This window comes from Brevibacillus sp. AF8, from assembly GCF_021270385.1.
Lineage (GTDB): Bacteria > Bacillota > Bacilli > Brevibacillales > Brevibacillaceae > Brevibacillus.
The window spans coordinates 1-19,203 of sequence record NZ_JAGQDN010000021.1 but is presented as its reverse complement, the minus strand read 5'-3'; the positions used below and the strand labels follow the sequence as shown (position 1 = coordinate 19,203).

The 19,203-nt window shown below is 38.8% G+C and carries 23 protein-coding genes and 1 pseudogene; 13 read left to right on the top strand and 11 right to left on the bottom strand.

From position 1 onward, the window contains the following. Nucleotides 1-5: 5 nt before the first annotated feature. From KB186_RS22485 to KB186_RS22460, 6 genes are all read right to left on the bottom strand, one after another. Complete coding sequence (locus tag KB186_RS22485) at nt 6-797, bottom strand: TatD family hydrolase (RefSeq protein ID WP_221868770.1); 792 nt, start codon at nt 795-797, stop codon at nt 6-8. Between the two features lie 158 nt (nt 798-955). Next, nucleotides 956-1,348, bottom strand: a complete 393-nt coding sequence (locus tag KB186_RS22480; RefSeq protein ID WP_221868769.1) for a DUF1259 domain-containing protein — start codon at nt 1,346-1,348, stop codon at nt 956-958. Between the two features lie 95 nt (nt 1,349-1,443). Then, nucleotides 1,444-1,881 (bottom strand): hypothetical protein, encoded by a 438-nt coding sequence (locus KB186_RS22475; RefSeq protein WP_173611353.1) that lies wholly within the window; start codon nt 1,879-1,881, stop codon nt 1,444-1,446. A gap of 168 nt (nt 1,882-2,049) precedes the next feature. Then, nucleotides 2,050-4,374 carry an ABC transporter permease gene (locus KB186_RS22470; protein ID WP_232774430.1) on the bottom strand — a complete coding sequence of 775 codons (2,325 nt, stop codon included), beginning with the start codon at nt 4,372-4,374 and terminating at the stop codon, nt 2,050-2,052. A 2-nt stretch (nt 4,375-4,376) separates the two neighbouring features. After that, nucleotides 4,377-5,081 (bottom strand): ABC transporter ATP-binding protein, encoded by a 705-nt coding sequence (locus tag KB186_RS22465; RefSeq protein ID WP_173611354.1) that lies wholly within the window; start codon nt 5,079-5,081, stop codon nt 4,377-4,379. 253 nt (nt 5,082-5,334) lie between these two features. After that, a complete protein-coding gene (locus KB186_RS22460) occupies nt 5,335-6,042 on the bottom strand; it encodes a DNA alkylation repair protein (protein WP_173611355.1) in 708 nt (235 codons plus the stop codon). 145 nt (nt 6,043-6,187) lie between these two features. Between KB186_RS22460 and KB186_RS22455 the strand changes: the two genes are divergently transcribed. From KB186_RS22455 to KB186_RS22440, 4 genes are all read left to right on the top strand, one after another. After that, on the top strand, nt 6,188-6,997 hold the full coding sequence (locus tag KB186_RS22455; RefSeq protein WP_012684714.1) for a TrmB family transcriptional regulator: 810 nt from the start codon (nt 6,188-6,190) through the stop codon (nt 6,995-6,997). A gap of 82 nt (nt 6,998-7,079) precedes the next feature. Then, nucleotides 7,080-7,814, top strand: coding sequence for an AzlC family ABC transporter permease (locus tag KB186_RS22450; protein ID WP_173611356.1), 735 nt, complete (start codon nt 7,080-7,082; stop codon nt 7,812-7,814). After that, nucleotides 7,805-8,137: an AzlD domain-containing protein gene (locus tag KB186_RS22445; protein ID WP_173611357.1), complete on the top strand. Its 333-nt coding sequence runs from the start codon at nt 7,805-7,807 to the stop codon at nt 8,135-8,137. Before KB186_RS22450 ends, KB186_RS22445 begins: the two co-directional genes overlap by 10 nt. 106 nt (nt 8,138-8,243) lie before the next feature. After that, entirely contained in the window at nt 8,244-8,825 is a 582-nt protein-coding gene (locus KB186_RS22440; RefSeq protein WP_232774390.1) for a type 1 glutamine amidotransferase family protein, read from the top strand. A gap of 107 nt (nt 8,826-8,932) precedes the next feature. Here KB186_RS22440 and KB186_RS22435 read toward each other — a convergent pair whose 3' ends face one another. Then, nucleotides 8,933-9,502, bottom strand: coding sequence for an SF0329 family protein (locus tag KB186_RS22435; protein ID WP_173611359.1), 570 nt, complete (start codon nt 9,500-9,502; stop codon nt 8,933-8,935). A 56-nt stretch (nt 9,503-9,558) separates the two neighbouring features. Beyond that, a pseudogene (locus KB186_RS22430) lies at nt 9,559-9,834 on the bottom strand (hypothetical protein); the annotation flags it as partial. Nucleotides 9,835-9,846: 12 nt separating this feature from the next. Between KB186_RS22430 and KB186_RS22425 the strand changes: the two are divergent. The 3 genes from KB186_RS22425 to KB186_RS22415 all read left to right on the top strand — a co-directional run bounded on the left by KB186_RS22425 (nt 9,847) and on the right by KB186_RS22415 (nt 11,653). Beyond that, nucleotides 9,847-10,377, top strand: coding sequence for a GNAT family N-acetyltransferase (locus tag KB186_RS22425; RefSeq protein WP_221868766.1), 531 nt, complete (start codon nt 9,847-9,849; stop codon nt 10,375-10,377). Nucleotides 10,378-10,720: 343 nt separating this feature from the next. Continuing rightward, on the top strand, nt 10,721-11,131 hold the full coding sequence (locus tag KB186_RS22420) for a YjdF family protein (protein WP_173611361.1): 411 nt from the start codon (nt 10,721-10,723) through the stop codon (nt 11,129-11,131). A 249-nt stretch (nt 11,132-11,380) separates the two neighbouring features. Further along, nucleotides 11,381-11,653 carry a hypothetical protein gene (locus KB186_RS22415; protein WP_232774389.1) on the top strand — a complete coding sequence of 91 codons (273 nt, stop codon included), beginning with the start codon at nt 11,381-11,383 and terminating at the stop codon, nt 11,651-11,653. Nucleotides 11,654-12,588: 935 nt separating this feature from the next. Here the strand turns inward: KB186_RS22415 and KB186_RS22410 are convergent. After that, a complete protein-coding gene (locus tag KB186_RS22410; protein ID WP_173611363.1) occupies nt 12,589-13,374 on the bottom strand; it encodes a LexA family transcriptional regulator in 786 nt (261 codons plus the stop codon). 231 nt (nt 13,375-13,605) lie between these two features. Next, nucleotides 13,606-13,854, bottom strand: coding sequence for a hypothetical protein (locus KB186_RS22405; RefSeq protein WP_173611364.1), 249 nt, complete (start codon nt 13,852-13,854; stop codon nt 13,606-13,608). Nucleotides 13,855-13,912: 58 nt separating this feature from the next. On the opposite strand from KB186_RS22405, the gene KB186_RS22400 reads away from it, so the two are divergent. From KB186_RS22400 to KB186_RS22375, 6 genes are all read left to right on the top strand, one after another. Next, on the top strand, nt 13,913-14,980 hold the full coding sequence (locus KB186_RS22400; RefSeq protein WP_173611365.1) for a replication initiation factor: 1,068 nt from the start codon (nt 13,913-13,915) through the stop codon (nt 14,978-14,980). 26 nt (nt 14,981-15,006) lie between these two features. Further along, on the top strand, nt 15,007-15,204 hold the full coding sequence (locus KB186_RS22395; protein WP_173611366.1) for a helix-turn-helix domain-containing protein: 198 nt from the start codon (nt 15,007-15,009) through the stop codon (nt 15,202-15,204). Between the two features lie 12 nt (nt 15,205-15,216). Continuing rightward, entirely contained in the window at nt 15,217-16,359 is a 1,143-nt protein-coding gene (locus KB186_RS22390) for a site-specific integrase (RefSeq protein ID WP_173611367.1), read from the top strand. Beyond that, nucleotides 16,349-16,624, top strand: a complete 276-nt coding sequence (locus tag KB186_RS22385; RefSeq protein WP_173611368.1) for a hypothetical protein — start codon at nt 16,349-16,351, stop codon at nt 16,622-16,624. Before KB186_RS22390 ends, KB186_RS22385 begins: the two co-directional genes overlap by 11 nt. A 201-nt stretch (nt 16,625-16,825) precedes the next feature. Further along, complete coding sequence (locus tag KB186_RS22380) at nt 16,826-17,227, top strand: hypothetical protein (protein WP_173611369.1); 402 nt, start codon at nt 16,826-16,828, stop codon at nt 17,225-17,227. A gap of 56 nt (nt 17,228-17,283) precedes the next feature. After that, a complete protein-coding gene (locus KB186_RS22375) occupies nt 17,284-17,544 on the top strand; it encodes a hypothetical protein (protein WP_173611370.1) in 261 nt (86 codons plus the stop codon). Between the two features lie 137 nt (nt 17,545-17,681). Here KB186_RS22375 and KB186_RS22370 read toward each other — a convergent pair whose 3' ends face one another. Beyond that, the gene (locus KB186_RS22370; protein WP_173611371.1) at nt 17,682-18,770 is read right to left on the bottom strand and encodes a hypothetical protein; all 1,089 of its coding nucleotides are present in this window, start codon (nt 18,768-18,770) and stop codon (nt 17,682-17,684) included. Between the last annotated feature and the right edge of the window lie 433 nt (nt 18,771-19,203).

Genomic DNA, 19,203 nt, shown 5'->3' with positions numbered 1-19,203 from the left:
ACTACCTATACGTTAAAAAATTCTTTCGCAGTCTTGGTAGTAGCGCTGGCCACTTCTTCAGGGCTCAATCCCATGCATTGTGCCACCGCGTGCAATATATGTCTCAAATACATTGGCTCATTCCGACCATCCACAGGCTTTTCTTTCAAATCACGAGGGGTTAAAAATGGCGCGTCTGTTTCAATCATCAAACGATTCAAGGGAATTTTTCTGACAAGCTCTCGAAGATGCTTCCCGCGTCGTTCATCACAAATCCATCCCGTAATCCCGATATGGAAGTCCATCTCTAAATAGGTTTCCAATTCCTTGGAGGTTCCGGTAAAGCAGTGTACAACCCCACGATTGATATTTTGACGATGCTCTTTGAGGATCGAGACAAAATCAAGGTGAGCATCGCGTTCATGTAAAAACACCGGCAGTTGAAGTTCTGTGGCCAGGGAGATTTGTTCGATGAACCACTTTCTTTGGATATCACGCGGGGAGAAGTCGCGGTTATAATCCAGCCCGCACTCTCCAATGGCTACCACATGGGGAAGAGTTGCCAGTTCTCTTAATTTTTTGATCGTGGATTCATCACAGCTTTTTGCATCGTGAGGATGAATACCTGCCGTAGTGTACAGCTTTCCTTTGGAGCGACTCGCATATCGTGAGGCATCTATACTGTTTCTCAAGCTTGTCCCTGTCAAAATTAACGGGTATATTCCTTGTTTCTCTGCTCTCGCAACGACCTCATCGCGGTCTTGGTGAAAGGAGCGGTGCATCAGGTTTACGCCTATATCGATGATCTGTGTATCCAAGAGAATCCATCCTTCCTAGTAGGAGGTTTGAGTGAGTACTGATTTTTCACTAAAATCCCTATTTTTGGTTGTTTTTCATTATAGCTGATGGAGCTGTTAGGTTCTATAGACGAAAAATCCTCCCTGCGGTGACAGAGAGGACTCGTTTCTTTCTATTCTCATGAAGGAATGGCATCCAATGCTCGCCTTACTTTTCTTGCGAAAGCCAGAGGTCTATCGACTGCTTCTATATTTACATAAATCAAGCGGGGACGATCGAATAACCATTCATTATGGATAGACGAGACTTTTATGCCTTGCTTCCGAATGGTTGTAATGAACGGATTGACTTCTTTCTGCAAGAAGGCAGCTCTCCCTAAGCAAAGCGCTTTGCCCGTTTTTGGATTCAAGGATTCAAATGAAAAAGAAGAAGTTACGCGAAATCTTTTCCCCAAAATAGTCGCTTTTATTTGATTGCGATTGATGGTTGAGACACATTTTCCGCCGGCAAAACCGGATTGCCCCCTAATAATTCTGGAGAACTGCTCACAAAGCGAGACTTTTTTGGGCATTCCTCATTTCCTCCCTGTTTTTGTTTATCGTATGAAGACAGGTCCAGGATGGAAACGGATGACGGCCTATTACCCAAAGTATAAGATTTTATAGCTCAACCAAAAATCTGCTTATAAATCAAATCAGCATTCTCTTTCTTTACAAACTTTCGAACCTTGCCTTCTTTATCGATAAATGCCCAACGATAGCCCCATTGTGCATCTTCCTCTGGCGTTGGTTTGTATGCAAACACTCCTTTGTTTGAGCCTTTCCAATCAGATTCCGGTCCATATTGATTGTATTGCATCAATGCATGTTCTTTATAAACGTACTTTCTAAGAGTCTGTTCTTTATCCAAAAAGGCCCAGCGGTAACCCCATTGCGCTTCTTCCTCTGGTGTCGGTGTGTAAGAAAATACTCCTGGTGGATAAAGATTTAAATGACTTGTAGATTCACTTATCTTTGCTGCTGCTGTAGGTACTGTATAACTTACGACTCCTGTTGCTACCATTGTAGCTAGGAACATTGCGCTCATGGCTTTTTTGTTAATCATAGAAATCCTCCTTTGATAGTAAATGTAAAATATTGGACATACGTATAATATAATAGAAATAAAAGGGAATTAAAACAGATGAATCCATATTTTCGAATAAATCACACAGCTTATCCTTTAACATAGATCAGACATAAGACAGGCGTGTAAAGCAGTTGGTCAATAGCTTTAGTCCACTCCCTTTAATGATTCAATCATATTGATGTTGGATACTTTTCTTTGAAGTAGCAAGTTGGACAGAATCGTAAGCAAGTAGGCAAGAACAACAGAAACCAACAGGCTAGGAATCGTTAATTGATCCGGGATTTGTTGATGGGTACTGGACAGCACCTTGACGATCATGGAATAAACATAACCACTTATCGGTAAAGCAACAAGAATCGCAAATGTAGTGAGTATCAGGTTTTCAAAAAAGATGAGTCGGTTTATTTTATGTTTTTGATAGCCTAATACCTTAAGGGTTGCAAGCTCGCGACTCCTTTCATAAATGTTGATGGAAGAGATCGAGTATATCGCGCCAAAAGAGAGGATGACGGCACAAACAATAAACATGATAAATACAAAATTGTTTTGTTTCAAAATATATTCAGCGGTTTTCTTTAGATCATCGCTATCTGAAATGGTTTCAACATGAGAATCTTGCTCAAAGAAGTTACGAACACTTATAAGATCTGCAGAGCTATTTGCTTCAACGAAAAGTGAGGTTGGACTGTAGTCAATGCCAAAGCTCTTTAAATAGTCTGGTGTGATATAAAACGAAGGGTTCGAATACTGCGTAGAGATATGGAAAACCTTCATGTCTACAGTTTTATTTTTATGCTCGGGTGTATCGAACGTTATTTGGATGGTATCTCCTGCAGCAATGTGATATTTGTCTGCGTAGGATTTTGGTACGAGCACACCGTTGTTTTCCAAAGTGATCCGATTATCATTTTCGTCAAAGTAATGAATGAGCGTGTTTTCTTTTTCGGTAACAACGAGAGTGGCATTATTTTTTTCATCACCTTTTATGAATTCAACAGGAAAGGTGGATAAATAATAATGATTTTTCATGCCAGAGGGGAGTTTTATCATATCCATAGATGTTCCCAGTGTATAATCGACTCGTAAATCATACGTATAGACATCTTCAATTTGGCTAGCTACTTTTTGCAACGCGGATTGAGTGCCAAAAGCGGTGATCAATAGGACCGTGCTTACAACGACACCAGTGGAGCTCGCTAAAGCTTTTTGTTTATTGAGGAAAATATTTCTCAAAATGAGTTTGTAGCTATAGGAGATATGACTCCAAATACCCGGAAATCTTTCTATCAGTAGCGTTTTCATCTTCTTTGGCGGTTTAGGACGCATAGCCTGAGCCGCACGTTCTTTTAATATGGTTCTACCACTTACGTAACACGCTAGGATTCCAAATGCACTCGAGAAAATAATGGGAGGAATAAAAGAATAGAAAGAAAGGGAGTAAGTAATGCCAGGCAGAGAGTAGGCTCTTGCACTCGATGCCGTTACGAATGGGACAAATACAAGAGCGGCAATTGCACAACCGATGATGGAGCCTATGAGGCCTGCCAGCACAGGGTATCCCATGTAATGAAGCATGATGTAACTGTTTTTGATACCTAAAGCCTTCATAATCCCTACTTGAGTTCTTTGAGAATCAATCATTCTCGACATGGTAAGAAACAGGATAATAGCGACAATCAAAAAGAGAACGAAAGGGATGACCATACTCATCAATTTATTATTCTGGATCGTTTCATTTATTTTCGAATAGCTGAAAGTCCGTTCTTTGCTTACTTGATTTACATAAGGAAGGTGTTTGGATTGTGCTTCAATGGATTGACCTAATTTGTCAATATCGTAGCCTTCTGTAGCATCGATCATGATTTCATTATAGGAAAGGTCACCGAAGATTTCAGAAATGGTCTCTTCGGCAATATAAGCGACTCCGAAGGTTTTATGGTCTTGTATTTCGTTCTTTTTGGCATGTTCGACATTCTCACCCAAGCCGCAAATGGTAAATGTAAAATTTTTTTCATTCGCACGAATACTGATTTCATCACCGACTTGAAAAAGATGTTCTTTCGCATAACGAGAATCCAATAATATCTCATTCTTTTTGGTCGGGATTTTGCCCTCAATCATAGCAATCGTGTTAATTTCGTTTTTGATAGGGATGGAATGAATTTTCAAAGAAGCTTTATCACCTTCAAAGGTTTGTGTGGCATCAAAAGTATAGCGTCCTTCTATTTTTTTAATGCCTTCTATTTTACTTAAAACAGCGACATCATTTTGGGAAATTTGATCGTAATATACATACAGGTCGCTTAGGTTATGTTCTTGAAAATAGCCTTCTGTATAAGCACTAAGATTATTGCTATAAGTTACGAGCCCCCCATAGAAAAAGGCTCCTACTGCGATAACCAAAACAAAGGCGATGAATTGCCCGATCGATTGTTTGATATCCCTTACTACTTTTAAAAATAATTTCATCATCACCACTCAATCCCTTCCACACTTTGCTTTTCACGATTAATGGTAACGCTTTCAATCATTCCGCTTTTCACCTTAATGATTTTGTCAGCCATAGGAGCAATGGCGGAATTATGTGTGACCAATACGACGCACTTTTTTGTCTCTTTGTTCAAGTCCTGGAGAAGCTTTAAGACGGATTTACCTGTCACATAATCCAAAGCTCCGGTTGGTTCATCACAAAGTAAAAGCAAAGGATTTTTGGCAACAGCTCTTGCGATGGCAACTCTTTGTTGTTCGCCGCCAGAGAGCTGAGAAGGGAAGTTTTTCATGCGATTTTGTAATCCAACTTTATGTAAAATCTCTTTCGCATCCAGATGGTTTTTGCATACTTCCGTGGCGAATTCAACATTTTCCAGGGCGTTTAAATTCGGAATTAAGTTATAGAATTGAAAGACAAAACCGACTTTCTCACCGCGGTATTGTGTTAATTTTTTTTCGTTGAATCGGGTGATTTCTTGATCACCAACAAATACTTGACCTGAGGTAGCCGTATCCATACCGCCTAGCACATTCAAAATCGTACTTTTACCAGCCCCACTCGCCCCCAAAATAACGACGAATTCTCCCTCTGCTATGGAAAAATCAACACCATTAAGCGCTTTGATTGGCACTTCTCCGATTTTGTATTCTTTCGTTACTTTTTTGAATTCAATTAACGTCTTCACATACTACATCTCCTCGTATCTTATTTTCGAAAGCTTAGGTACCATAATATACCAACAGAGAGTAGTTACATCCCGCAGTCGATGTATTTTGACCTCGGTCTTCAGAAGGAGTTTGTTCGCGCTTGTCAGAAAAATCGCTACACGTCCAGTATCGCCTGTAAATTCGTCTACTATTACCAATAGGAGGAATTCGACTTGCTCGCAAAAAAACGGAGCAACCTCTAAAAGGATACTCCGTTTGAACATGACGGGGTTAACACCTCACATGTTTCCGTTTGAAGCCAAGCTGCCCTTTACTTACTGCCTTTTGAATATTATCGAGAGCGTTTAGGAACTTGCTTTTTGCTTTGTCTTTTTGGACTTCTACAGGTCCTACTTCCTTTGCAATTTCGACCGCCTTATCGTGGAGTGGCAAATAGGAGGTTGCCACGGTGTAAATAAATTGATTCATAGCGTATTTCGTTCGTTCGGGAGAATCGTGAATCGCATTTTTTACAGTTTCAAGCATACTGGCAATTTTGCTTTCGGAAAATTCACGATCGGGGCGATTCCCCAAAAGCCAGCAGTAACAACTCCAGCCAGCAGACATTCTGAGCTCTTCGCCGCTTGTGATCCATTGATCGGCAACTTCTTGGGCAATATCTGCTTCAGATAAGGTGACTGCCACCACATAATCGGACAGCATATAAAAATAAGCGGAATCCATCCATCGATCAAAATCCGCCTTGGTCATTGCTTTTGGATCTGCGATCACACCGGCAAAGTACATGGCGTCGTAGTTCCCGGTAGCGTAAAGCTGCTCCGCCAAGGGCTGATTGATCTTGATTTTTCTCGCCATGGGCTTCATAGCGCCTGTAGCCACGCCAAAAAGTGGTTCGTGAGCGCCATTGGATAGATAAATTTTCTTGGTTCGTTCCTTGCCGAGAGCTTCAAGCTCTTGCATGACCATCTCTAAATCCATCGTATATCCCTTCTTTCGTTGTTTTCTCGGCCATCAAACGCAAAGTATCATTAAAATGATTGACGATATGATTAGTGATTATTATAATAACCACCATAGAACTTAGAGGTTATAACAATAATCACTAAAAAGGTGCTGGTTTTCTTTGGATGAAATCTATAAAGAACTTCAGAAATTGGGATTTTCACAATATGAATGCAAAGCTTATATCGGACTCTTGAAGCAGTCTCCTATAACTGGATATGAGATTAGTAAAAGATCGGGTGTACCGCGTTCCATGATTTATGAAGTATTGGGCAAATTGTTAGATAAAGGAGCAGTTTATACGGTACCATCTGAACCTCTGACCTACTCTCCTTTGCCCGCTAAAGAATTAATCACGCGATTGCGCAATTCCTTCGAGCAATCATTTGATTATCTTGAAAAAAATCTATCTGCCTTAGAAAGTGAACAGCAAGTAGACGTGGTTCGACGCATTAGTACTGATGAACTGGTTATCACAGAAATGGTCGATATGATAAACAAAGCCCGAGAAGAACTATGGTTATCGATTTGGCAACCACAGATTTCTTTTATTAAACAGGACGTAGATAAGCGGGTAAAAGAAGGTGTTCCTGTATTTTCTATGTTGTTTGGAGCACCCGATACCGAGTTAGGGGCAACCACTCATCATGATTACATGTCTCCGAAAGTAGCAGAGGAACGTATGAGTGGTCGTTTAACCATTGTCTCCAGGGACAATGAAGAAGTATTAATAGCAAATTTCGCTCCAAATACCGCTGCTTGGGCTATAAAAACACAAGACCCAGCACTTGTATTAGTAGCAGTGGAGTACATCAGGCACGACATTATGTTTGCGCAATTAGTTAAGGAAGTTGGACCCGAGAAAGCCGAAGCTGTCTGGATTAACCATCCTGACCTGTTCCACGTGGTTACAGGAAAACGGTTCAAGTAATTTGAACCGTATTTTCTTTCACTTTTTCATAGTAGTTATCACAATAACTCCCTGAATGTAAATAAGACTAAGGAGGGATAAAATGGGACTGGCAAATGACCAAATCGAAACGGTGGCAGATTCAAGAGATAACGATACTTTTCGCCAAGGTGTAAAGGATTGTGTCCCTACGCTACTCGGTTATTTAAGTATTGGATTCGCTGCTGGTGTGATCGAAAGGACAGCGGGTCTGAGTATAACTGAAATAGCCCTGATGTGTTTAATTCTTTATGCTGGCTCAGCCCAATTTATCGCTGCCGGAATGATGGCAGCAAGCAGTTCGATTACCACCATTATTATTACCATTTTCTTTGTTAATCTTCGGCATCTTTTACTTAGTGCAGCCCTGGCACCATATTTTCGGCATCTTTCTCCGCTTAGAAACATGCTAGTAGGGTCTCTACTTACCGACGAGTCGTTTGGAGTTGCGATCAACGAAGCTGCAAAAAAGAATTACATTAGTGAAAAATGGATGCACGGTCTAAATGTAACTGCTTATCTAAACTGGTGCGTAGCCAATATAGCGGGAGCATTCTTGGGACAATGGATTTCAAATCCCGAAACATTAGGTTTGGATTTTGCTTTGACAGCGATGTTTATTGGACTTCTGGTACTTTCGATGTTAAGTCGAAAGAAAATCAGACGTGATGTGGTTGTCGCGATAATCGCAGTTGTTATTGCTGTGGGAGCCAGTTCGGTATTGTCTAGCAGTATGGGAGTTATTGTTGCTACAATTTTTGCTTCAACGATAGGGATGGTGATGGAAAAATGGAAGTAAGATTGGATGTTTTTTTGATGATTGTAGGAACAGCAATTGTTACATTCATCCCAAGAGTCCTTCCTCTTATGGTATTGAGTCGTTTTCAATTGCCAGATTGGGCAACACGGTGGTTAAGCTATGTCCCCATATCTGTTATGGCTGCTCTAGTAGCGCAAGAGGTATTTAAACATGGTGAAAATATTTCTTTTTCTACAAACAATGTCGAACTTCTAGCAGCCATACCAACCTTTTTCATTGCGATAAAAACACGTAGCTTATTGGTAACTGTACTCGCAGGCATTATTGCCGTGATGGTTTTACGTTTTTTGTTTCCAGCTTGATCGCTTCAAAATGTTCATGTGATTTCCGTTTTCTTTCCTGACCATAACTGTCAGTGAAGTTGTTTTACAATTCATTTGTACATGAAGTTACAGGGAGGGAATCACTTTGAAGGAAGTGCTCATTTTTATTACGGATGGTTTTGCTGATTGGGAGGCAAGTTACGTCAGTTCAGAGTTGAACAAGCCAGGAACAGGATATCGTGTAAAGACCATCGCCATTGATCAGGAACCTAAAGTTTCGATGGGTGGTTTAACGGTCCTTCCAGATTATAGCGTAAACGCATTTAACCAGATTGAGGACATCGCCATGTTAATCATACCTGGCGGAACGGGATGGAGAGAAGAAAAGAATCAGATAGCAAAAGTAGTGGTTGATTATTGTGTGAGCAAGAATATTCCTGTCGCAGCCATCTGTGATGCTACGACTTTTTTGGGGAATCACGGATTTTTGGACAATCATAAACATACAGGCAATACGTTACCTTATTTGAAGGAAGGAGCTCCCAACTACAGAGGAGATCAACATTATGTAGAGGGTCAGTCAATCCGGGACGAGAATCTCATCACTGCGAATGGAAGCGGTGCATTGGAGTTTTCAAGGCATATTTTGGAGAGATTGGGTGTTTTGGAAGGCGAGGAATTGAATCAATGGTACGAAATATTTAAAAAGGGCTACTTTCCCTCCTAGCGGTTTGGTAGACACGATATGCCCCCATCAAATGAAAAGCCGAAGACCTGAATCGAAAAGGGTCTTCGGTTTAATAATGACAACGAATTTCCTGACATATTTATTTTTCATAATGTACTAAGCCGTAATTCATAGAAATACTGCACAATTGGATGCTTTAACTTCATCTTCTCGGCCATATTCAAAATCCTCTTTTTCCCAACTCTTCTGTCCACCAAGGCTAGAATATTCAATAGGATATCATTGCTCTCTATGCTTTCCTCTATAGAAATAGATAAAAACTGATTAGCCACAACGATAAAATTTGATTTACTTAATGTTGCCTGTGCTGACAAAAGCTCCTTTGCATATTCGGATATTTTTCTATTTCTTGCAATGACTTTTAGACGATCCTCCGGAACGTTCCCCTTGGTTTCATTTCTGACTGCTTCCATTTCTTCATTGGTGATAGGAATTTGGATATCTGAATCATTCTTAATTTCCTGCTCCGTCTGATACCATCGGATTGAGCCAGTTATATCACTCATAGTAAGTACGTTCTTTTTATCTACGGAAATATAACAAATTCCGGATTTATCAGGTAAATAACGGTAACCGGTTGCACGGTATTCGACCCTTCCATTTAGCGCAGGACAGAGAAAGCTCTCCAGTTGTTTCTTCACTTTGCTCCAGGACATGTATCCTCCTATGTTCTCAAGGTCTTCTACCGGTATTTGCGGCAGTTACTCTTTTATTAACAATTATGCGTAACTTCTAGCTTATTATTGGCATAGATTGTTCCGTATGTAGCACAAAGTAACATACCACCACAAACCTCGTTGCTCACTTGAAAGTTTATGTTGTCTTTCTATGTGTCTATGCTATCAGCTCTAATTGTATCGACAAGCTTTTTGAAATGAAAATACTTTGCTATCATATCATAACTTGATAAATTATCTTTATTTGTGTAAGGATTATATGCTTGGATGTCTTTATAAATCGGACTTGGACTATTTGAATCATGTTTCAAAGGGGGAGAACGATGTACATATATTTAGAGTTTGAAAACAAAATGGTTGATGAATTAGTAGAATTTTTAACATCAGAAACATGGAGTTTTCATGGACAGGAGAATCCTACCGAGGAGTCTATAAGAGAAAAGGTAGCCAACGGAAATTATAACGAAAACGGGAACCAAACATTTTGGATCATGGATAATCATACAAAAATTGGTTTAATAAGAGTGTTTGATTTAGAAGATCCCATATGTTTATTCGATTTGCGATTGAAAGAAAAGTTTAGAGGCAAAGGAATAGCAAAGGATGTCCTTAATTGGTTAAGTACATATGTATTCAATAAGTACACTCATATTATTAGAATCGAAGGTCATACCAGATATGATAATTTTGCGATGAGAAAAACGTTCTTTCATAGCGGATTTGTAAAAGAATCTTATAACCGTAGATCATGGAGACAAGGCGGACAATTATTCGATTCTGTTGGGTATGCAATGATACGAGAAGACTGGGAGAACAATACCAAAACAATAATAGAAGATACCTTTCCATACTAACTTAAAGGAAGAATAGGTGAAGTAGGATTCTGAAATGTAATATATGATCTTCAGTTTCCAAAACATCTAAGAAATGGTGGATGATAGAAAAATACCTTCCTGCCAAAATAAAGGAAAGGGTTTAACGAATGAAGGCGATATTAAGTCGTGTATTAGGGCGGCGTTTTCGTGGAAGTTTCAGGGAATGAATGATACAATATGAGCCAGTAATATTGCAACGGGAACGAAAAAACACGGTTCGGTTGGTAGTCCGAACGCATGGTCATAATTTTGTCCATGTCAGTAACCTTCCCCCCTCGGGATGTCCATCGTTACCCGTAATATTTTTAGAGGGGGAATATTTATGAAGCTGACTGTCTACTATGATGGTCAATTTTGGGTAGGTGTTGTAGAGGAAAATGATTTCGGTAAGTTAAAAGCAGGCAGATATTTATTTGGTTCTGAACCAAAGGATAATGAAATTCTGGAGTTCATCCAGAAAAATATTCATGAAGTCACAAACAAATTATCACAAGAGGTGGATATTAATACCTCTTGTGACCGAAGGGTTAATCCAAAGCGTTTAGCCAGACAAGTGGCTCGCGAGCTAAGCATGAAAGGAATCTCTTCTTATGCTCAAGAGGCTTTGAAATTGGAGTATGAGAAGAGAAAAATAGAGAAAAAAGTATACACTCGTCAGCAAAGAGACGAAATGAAGGAACGAAAAAGAGAATTAAGACTTCAAAAAGCTAAAGCTAAGCATCGTGGTAAATAATTTGGATAGTTTTTTATGCAAGTACGTGGGCTATCACCATCTTTTTTTAGTGGTGTAGCCCCACTTCTTTTTTATATAAAAAACCCTGTTTATAAAGCTTGATAGAAAGGAGAATTTTGACATGCAGGGGCAAACGATTCCTGTAATTGTCCTTGCCTTGTTCTTCTGTAGACTGTCTCAAAGTAGGGGGTTCATCTCCTATGACTTAACTTCTGATGTAATGAAAAGATAATTTTAAGGAGGAAGAAAATGGTGAATAATCAATGTAATTTAAAATGGGCTGATTTAAGCGATCCAGTTAAAACGATAATAGAACACATTGATACTAATTGTTGTGATGAAGATTTTCAAGTTGGAACGAAGCTAAATATACCGTATTTTAAGGGGAGATTCACTCAAGAAATGGCAGATGCAATTCTCGAATATCAATATTCGACTGAAAATTTAAACGAAAATTGTTATTCTGCCGAACTGCAAGATGGTGTATTGATGATAAAGTTCGTTAAGAGTTCAGAGAGATAGTTCGTTATGTCTAATTTTATAACCAGGAGCGCCCTCATCAATCTCTAAATGAAGCAAAACCCGATCAATTTTACGCCCATACTATCGAAAAATCGCATCTTAAACACTAGGACTACGAAAAGGAGGACATAACTTATTCCTCAAAAAATCGTGTCTTGACAACGGAGAGCATTACACCTCCATACTCTTATTTATAAAGTCAATGGCATTATCATAAAGTCTTAGCGCTAGTATAGTTGTTTTATCCGACATAGTTTTCTTTTTCAATTCCCATAACACTTTATTAAATTTCTATTGTTTATTTGAAGTGTTTAATAGCTACGTAATAATATTTCAGCCTTTTTATCTTTTTTAATTTCGCGAAAACGAAACTATTTTGTAGCTAAGTAGTTCAAAATACCTTATTTCGCCAAATTATTTCCAAGACCTCCGAAAAGCGACAAAAAAGAAACCTACTATTTCAAATGAGAAAGGCTAAACTCCCATTGCATCAAGGGAATTTAGCCTTTTCTTTAACACCTATTTCAACGTCAAGAGCGTCACTGACTCCACATGCGCCGTTTCGGGATGGGTGTAACTTTAGATGAACATGTTTTATTATGGTGCTCTATAGTGCAGCTAATTGCATCAGCAACTTATCTCAGCTTATCAATGATCACGTTGAATAATGCAAGTGTGTGGTCAAAAATGTGGTCAATGTCATCCTGTTGAAACATCTAATATTAGAGTGGATTTGAGATGATAGTTAATCGGAACAGGCAATTTTAGGGATGCCTTACGTATTGAAATGGAGTAACGCACAAGATGGCGCGAGGGCTTTGCCCCGCGCCTCTTAACGTCTTGAATCCTGTAGTATGTTGTAATTGTATAATACTACATACTACACAATACATCTACAAATGTACTTTCGGAACAGATGAATGTTCCCTCTATAACTATAGATTTGTGGTAGAGGTGATTGAAATAACTTTACTAACAATTTCAATGTCAGTAATGTTTTCTATAATGGGTTTGTAATTAGGATTATCACTAGTAAAAATTATTTCCTGATCAATCCCAGGGTCAAACCCAGGCTCGTAGTCCATTGGATAATACCTTTTAATAAAGCCCTCCGATTTGTCATATCTAGACACGGCAACGACAATATCTCCTGGTTTGATATGAGTACTTTTGTCACACCGAATAATAGAACCCTTAGGAATCGTTGGCTCCATCGAATCATCTTCCATTTCTAGGATATATTCGTTAGGAGCAAAGCTATCATCTTCATGTTCTTCACTAAGCCCAACTTCGTTTGGTAACCCTATGTTCAAACCTGAATTATAGGTGTGTTGACTAAGGTGCTTTGAAAACTTTAAGTCCGATAACCGATTATAATACACTTCTAACATTGCATACTCTTTTTCGCTAACCTTATTTCTATAGCTGGTAACTATTATTTCCTTAGTTGTTTTTACCAGGTTTTTGATAAAAGTACGAATATAATCTGGTGCTTTCTCCAAATAAGCCTCGTATAAAAGCTCCTCAACCATTGTAAAATCACAAACCTTTGCAATTGCTTCATTAACTTCATCCGAAGCTGGAGGTAATTTTCCGGTTTTTAGTTTACTAATATATGACTGGTCAATTTTCACACCGAATTCATTGCATTTTTCCGCAATCACTTTCAACGTTAAGCCACTTTCCTCGATCATTTTACTAAGCATTTCACTATAACTCATAAAGAACACCTTCTAATTTAGATATTTTGTTATAAAAACTCACATCATGAATGGTAATTACATAAAAGTATTGACAGTAACCTTGGTTTGTTATACCTTTTTGTTGTAATAAAAACTCATCACTTGAATTTATATTATAAAAACGGGGTGGTTGGTATACAGAACAAGTCTAATTCTTATCCAGATACTTTCTACAGTGAGATTGAGAACTATCTACAAATGTTAGCGAAATCAAGAGCCATTCAAATTCAGTTTGAAAAAAAGATTCTTGCAAAGATTGCGCAAGCCCGGCAAGAAACGAGGTAGCGCAGCCGATACCATCATGGAGCGAAGCGGAATGGTGGCTTCGGTCTTGAGGTGGAGATGCGAGATGTGCCAGGCTGGTTTAGCGGACAAGCCCGCACTTGGCTTGACCGCTAAGCCTTGTCCTGCACACTCGTAGAGGCTCCATGTCAAGACTGAGGCGTTAGCCACTCGCATAGGGCGCAACCCCTATAACATGCGCCTCTCAAATTACAATGAAAAGGTGGTAGAAAGCTTGATATTAAAAGGTTTTGATACTCTTGAATTTGGTTTAAATGTTGAAAACTACGAATCTAGTCTCAGACCGCATTTAGACATTTTTAAAAAGTTTAAGGATGAAGCACAAGAGACAGGGGTAGAAAAGACAATATTGTTGAACAACGTTGCATTGACTGTTCATCGTACTGGTAAACGATTCTATCCCTACAGATTGTCATGTGATGACTTTATCATTTTTTTCGCCGATAAGGAATTGAAAACGAATTCTCCTGTTTTTGTTCATTTTTTATCAGGCTACATATGGTCATTCGGTTTGGCTGGTGCTTATAAAAACTTTGTAGGATGGTTTGAAACATTGACAGACTCCTACTATCGTAATCAAGTCTCACGTGTAGATATATGCGCCGATAGTGATTCGGTAGTGTTTAAACAAATTGATACCAAAGGTGTGATAACTAGAGCGAGAAAAAAGGAAGATTGCTTTGTTAGTGGGGAGCACACGAATGGAAGAAGGTTTAGCGGCTTCCGAGTTGGTATTGGTGGTCCGTTACTAGCGAGGATCTACAATAAAACGATGGAGATTCAAAAATCAGGGAAAGACTGGTTCAAACAAATCTGGAGAGAACATGGATGGAATGAAGATAAAGATGTCTGGAGAGTAGAGTTTCAATTGCGCCGTGAAGTGTTAAAAGAGTTTTCAATCAACACTATAGAAGATTTGCTGGAAAAGGAGGAGGGCTTGTGGGCCTATCTCACACATGAATGGTTTACAATAAGGCAACCATCACGAGACAACGTTTCCCGTTGGAAAATTAAGAGGAAATGGAATGTAATTCAAAAAGCTGGTATGGACTACGAAGCTTCACCTTTAACTAGAGAGCTTGTGAAACAAGGCAGTTTGAAACAGTTATTAGATCAAGGGAGAGGGATACTACTCTCTATAGCAGCGATAGGGAATCACGATTCTATTGAGGAGACTACTCGATTATTTCAAACATGGACTGAGATTGGTTTAGACAAAAAAAATACGTCTTTCCAAGAAGAGAAAGAGCGTAGAAGAAAAAAATTCTTATTCAATGATTAGCATATACAGATTTGGAGGAAAAATCAATGACTATTAAGGTCACTAGAATAGAGGATTATCCCTTGGTATTAACAGCGAGTCACATCGCTGAAATCATCGGTGTTTCCAAAAGAGTGGCATACAACATAATGGAGCTTTCGAATTTTCCACTGATTCGCATTGGGCGGTGCAAACGTGTAACTAGAGAAGCGTTGTTCAAGTGGTTAAACGAGCAGTACATCTAGAGGGAGTTAAACATGAAGGGATACTTTCGTAAGCGCGGCAGTCTTTGGTCTTTTACAGTGGACATTGGAAGAAAGGGGGACGGTTCAAGAAATCAGAAGACGAAAGGCGGTTTCAAAACCAAGAGAGAGGCTGAACAAGCGTGTGCTGAATTGATCACGCAACTAACCAAGGGAGATTATCTGGAACCGAGTAAAAAGACGATACAGGAAGCTATGGAAGCTTGGCTACAGACTATTTTACAGTCAACCTTGCGTATCTCAACCTATGAGAATTACTCTAAGGCAATACTGAAACGAATAATCCCTGCTTTGGGTAATTTGAAACTAAAAGACGTTCAAGTAGATCAAATTCAATCTTTCTATTTGACGTTGGTAAAAGAAGGACTGTCTCCTGAATATATTCGGTATCTCCATTCCATATTAAAGAGTTTTTTTACGTATCAAGTCAGATTACAGAACATTACAAAAAATGTAGTCGCACTTGCTGTTCCACCTAGGATCGGACGTAAAGAACAAAGGACGTGGTCAATTAACGAAGCAGTCCGTTTTTTAGAAGTTGCTAAAGAGGAAAACCAGACCTACTACATTGTGTATCTATTAGCTTTGTATACAGGGCTTAGAAGGGGAGAGATATTATCACTACGTTGGAAGGATTGCGATCTTAATCAGGGGAAAATTAGCGTCTGTCACACGTTGTATTACTCTAACCAGCAATTTCATTTCTTAGAGCCTAAAACGAGCCGTTCAAACCGATTGGTGTCGATACCTGACAGTGTGGTCGAGGTATTAAAGTCTTATCGTTTAGAACAGGAGCTACACAAAAGAGAAATGGGAAGTGTATACGAAAATTACGACTTGATAGCTGCAAATGAAATTGGTCAACCAATTAATCCGAGAAGTTTGACAGGACATTTCAGGAGAATGATACAGAAGGCGAGTGTACCAAAAATCCGTTTCCATGATACCAGGCATACTCACGCAACAATTCTCTTGAAGCTCGGGGAGCATGTAAAGATTGTTTCAGAACGTTTGGGACATTCAAACGCAGCCATGACGATGAATGTGTATAGTCATGTGACAAGTGATATGCAAAAAGAGGCAGCAAGGAAGTTTGAAACAGCATTGAAATTGGAGGGAAGATCAAATGATGACTAGAGAGCAAGCAATCTTTTTAGAAACTATGGATGATGTGGGTTTTGAAGGTTACACGGAGTTTCTTATCTTTGCATATCTCGAACTTATGTCAGGAACGGATTTAACTTCTGTTAGTGATGTTGAAGTACATCGTAGAGCTAAGGCAGTTATTATGAAATATCAGGACTATTGGTATAAGGACGTTAATTTTTTTGATGAAAGGAATAAGATTTTGGAACAACTCGATTTAGATGATGCAGAATGGGAGTATAGAGATTACGAATGATGAGGTAATAGTGTCTAGTAGGTTAATGCTGCTGTAGGGAGTATTCTAATGCTTGGAGTTCTGATATTTGAGCAGGACAGATTAAGGGTACCTTGTATTTGCTCTCGGGGAATACAGGGCCAAGCCCATGGCGGCGTTAAGCGACGCCGTGGGCTGTGACTGATAAATTATATGTGTTCCATAATTATAGGAGGGTAGACAATGAAGAATAAATCAAACTTTGTTTCTATGATAACTGAAATGGGCTTTGACATTAACAAACCTTTTGATATAACTGGATCGGGTAATGAGAATGGTTTGACGCTTTCGTTGATTATACAGGGGGAAAGAGAGAACTATTGGAGATCGGATCTTAGGTTAGCAGCTATAAAACATTTGATAAGTTCAATAGATTTAAAACATGATGCAGATGGAGATTACGAACTATTCGATAAATATATGCTATCAATACTGGATACGATCGGAAGCGTAATAGCTTTGAATGAACCATTCGATGAAAAAAGAAACATCGAGGTTGTCCAAAAATTTATTCAGTATTCAATAAATTCGCAAGTAATGTTAGAGGCAGAAAAAGAAGGGCTAATTGACCAGGAAGAACTTTAAAAAAGATAGGGCGTGCGATTTCGAATAGAACTACTAAGTTGAAAGGGGATTAAGGAATGCAAGAAAAAGTATATGAAACAGTTCAAGGCTATAGACTAATCGGAGTTGAAACAGAACCCAATGCTCATTTTTATAAGGAGCGCTATGGATTACCTATGTCGTTGGCCAAGCAAGCATTTGATGGTATCTGGATTCGCCGTACAAGAATCGGTAAGTTAACATTCCTAGGACATGAGGAAATAGCCCGAATCCGTCCTGTCACGATCTTTGATACGGAGTTTGATCCACCACAAGGGATAGGTACTAAAAATCTATAAGTATGTAACCCTTCACTGGATTCAAAAATAGTGATTTAGTGTAAAAAGTTGTAGTGATTACACTATAGTGGCGTGGAATTTTAATTCTGCGAAACAAACCCCCACGCTAGGTTCGTGGGGGTTATAATGACTATCGCTCAATTTTTTTCATCTTCTGATGCAACTAACAAAAGACTATTCTTTGGTGAGGTAGAGCTTTCAGAAATCAATTTCCTGAAATTTTCCACTTGCAACGTAAGTTGTTGTTGCTCTTCTGATTGCTCTCCCTCAGTCTCTACATGTGTTCTAACTTCAACAGTCGCTCCTTTGTCTATGCGATCAGCAAGATAAAGTAAATGTCTTTTCAGCAAAACTTGCAGTTCATTTGCCCTACCTGCATCTCCCTTCTTATAATTTTCAGTTACAAGTTGATCAGCCAACTTGTTTATTCCTTCAGATACTGAGGCATCAATATATGCTTTCAATGGGTCTGTAATTTCGGCTGGGATTGATTTACTTTTCATTTCTTCGTAAAGTTTTTTCGTTTCAATGATGTTTCGAATTAATGCTACAACTCTCTCTACTGAAAGCATAACTGCCCCAATAACGGCTGGAGTTGATTCTAAGAAGACTTGAAATTCACTATTGCTTATGGTTCGAATTTTGGTACTGCTAGCTTCTTCCGAAACAATCTCTTTTATTGTGGTTAAAAAATCGTCGATACTTTTAAACTCATGAATAAGACCTTTCATGGTATTATCTGTTATGTCTCTCGGTATTAAATATCCGATCTCACATTCATTTCTTTCCATATCGTCAAACTCGATCTGGAGTTCTGTAAAAGAATCATCAATACGCTTAATTGTTGAGTAGAATGTTGAAAGATTGTTGTACACTTCATTTATCTGTTGCAGAGCATCGGCTAGTGTCACATTATTAATCGTTAGTGCATTCAGAACTTTGTTGTACAGCCCCTTACCAGTAAGTTCTGAACCATGCATCTCATTCAGTTTTAATTGCTGCAATATGTTCTGTTCAGAAACAGTAAAATTATTACTAGGGCATGAATCTGTAGCTGTCTTAAAATTTTCTAGCGAACTCTTGAATTCTTCATTTGATTCGGTACTACGTTGTGATAGATATGTTGAAAATGATGATCTGAATTGGTCGAGTAGCGCTAAGAGATTATTCTTTCTTATTTCTGTCTCAACGGTGTAAATTACATAGTGGAATTTACCAACGTTCATTCGTTCTCACTCCCCAAGTAGGAAATATCTCCTAATTATTCACTTTTATTCTAGCAGAACATCGCTGTTGATTACAGAAAATAACAAAGATATCTAAAAATCGACAGCCAAATAACTATCTTTGATTGGATTTTTACACGTTTTTTAAAACCCCACCTCTTAAAGAACTGGGGTTTTTTCCTTCGAAAATATACCATTATCTAACCTATTAGACTAAGATCAAATAAATTGACCACTCACTATTCAGTTTATCACTGGGTAATGACTATTGATATTTGCTAAAGAGGTTTGATACGAGACTTATGTGGTCAATATGTGGTCGTGGCGGTATCTTCGACTTTATAATGAGCTTATAAAATATGAAAAACCCTTGATATGTGGTCATAACCCTGTCAAGTAGACTGCCTAAAAACCCATAGTTACGCGGCGATCG

Coding starts and splice junctions, on each gene's coding strand:
- KB186_RS22480 (WP_221868769.1), bottom strand. CDS start 1,348: ATGCCCAAAAAAGTCTCGCTTTGTGAGCAGTTCTCCAGAATTATTAGG.
- KB186_RS22475 (WP_173611353.1), bottom strand. CDS start 1,881: ATGATTAACAAAAAAGCCATGAGCGCAATGTTCCTAGCTACAATGGTA.
- KB186_RS22470 (WP_232774430.1), bottom strand. CDS start 4,374: ATGAAATTATTTTTAAAAGTAGTAAGGGATATCAAACAATCGATCGGG.
- KB186_RS22460 (WP_173611355.1), bottom strand. CDS start 6,042: ATGGATTTAGAGATGGTCATGCAAGAGCTTGAAGCTCTCGGCAAGGAA.
- KB186_RS22450 (WP_173611356.1), top strand. CDS start 7,080: ATGGGACTGGCAAATGACCAAATCGAAACGGTGGCAGATTCAAGAGAT.
- KB186_RS22445 (WP_173611357.1), top strand. CDS start 7,805: ATGGAAGTAAGATTGGATGTTTTTTTGATGATTGTAGGAACAGCAATT.
- KB186_RS22435 (WP_173611359.1), bottom strand. CDS start 9,502: ATGTCCTGGAGCAAAGTGAAGAAACAACTGGAGAGCTTTCTCTGTCCT.
- KB186_RS22425 (WP_221868766.1), top strand. CDS start 9,847: ATGTACATATATTTAGAGTTTGAAAACAAAATGGTTGATGAATTAGTA.
- KB186_RS22420 (WP_173611361.1), top strand. CDS start 10,721: ATGAAGCTGACTGTCTACTATGATGGTCAATTTTGGGTAGGTGTTGTA.
- KB186_RS22415 (WP_232774389.1), top strand. CDS start 11,381: ATGGTGAATAATCAATGTAATTTAAAATGGGCTGATTTAAGCGATCCA.
- KB186_RS22410 (WP_173611363.1), bottom strand. CDS start 13,374: ATGAGTTATAGTGAAATGCTTAGTAAAATGATCGAGGAAAGTGGCTTA.
- KB186_RS22405 (WP_173611364.1), bottom strand. CDS start 13,854: ATGCGAGTGGCTAACGCCTCAGTCTTGACATGGAGCCTCTACGAGTGT.
- KB186_RS22395 (WP_173611366.1), top strand. CDS start 15,007: ATGACTATTAAGGTCACTAGAATAGAGGATTATCCCTTGGTATTAACA.
- KB186_RS22390 (WP_173611367.1), top strand. CDS start 15,217: ATGAAGGGATACTTTCGTAAGCGCGGCAGTCTTTGGTCTTTTACAGTG.
- KB186_RS22385 (WP_173611368.1), top strand. CDS start 16,349: ATGATGACTAGAGAGCAAGCAATCTTTTTAGAAACTATGGATGATGTG.
- KB186_RS22380 (WP_173611369.1), top strand. CDS start 16,826: ATGAAGAATAAATCAAACTTTGTTTCTATGATAACTGAAATGGGCTTT.
- KB186_RS22375 (WP_173611370.1), top strand. CDS start 17,284: ATGCAAGAAAAAGTATATGAAACAGTTCAAGGCTATAGACTAATCGGA.
- KB186_RS22370 (WP_173611371.1), bottom strand. CDS start 18,770: ATGAACGTTGGTAAATTCCACTATGTAATTTACACCGTTGAGACAGAA.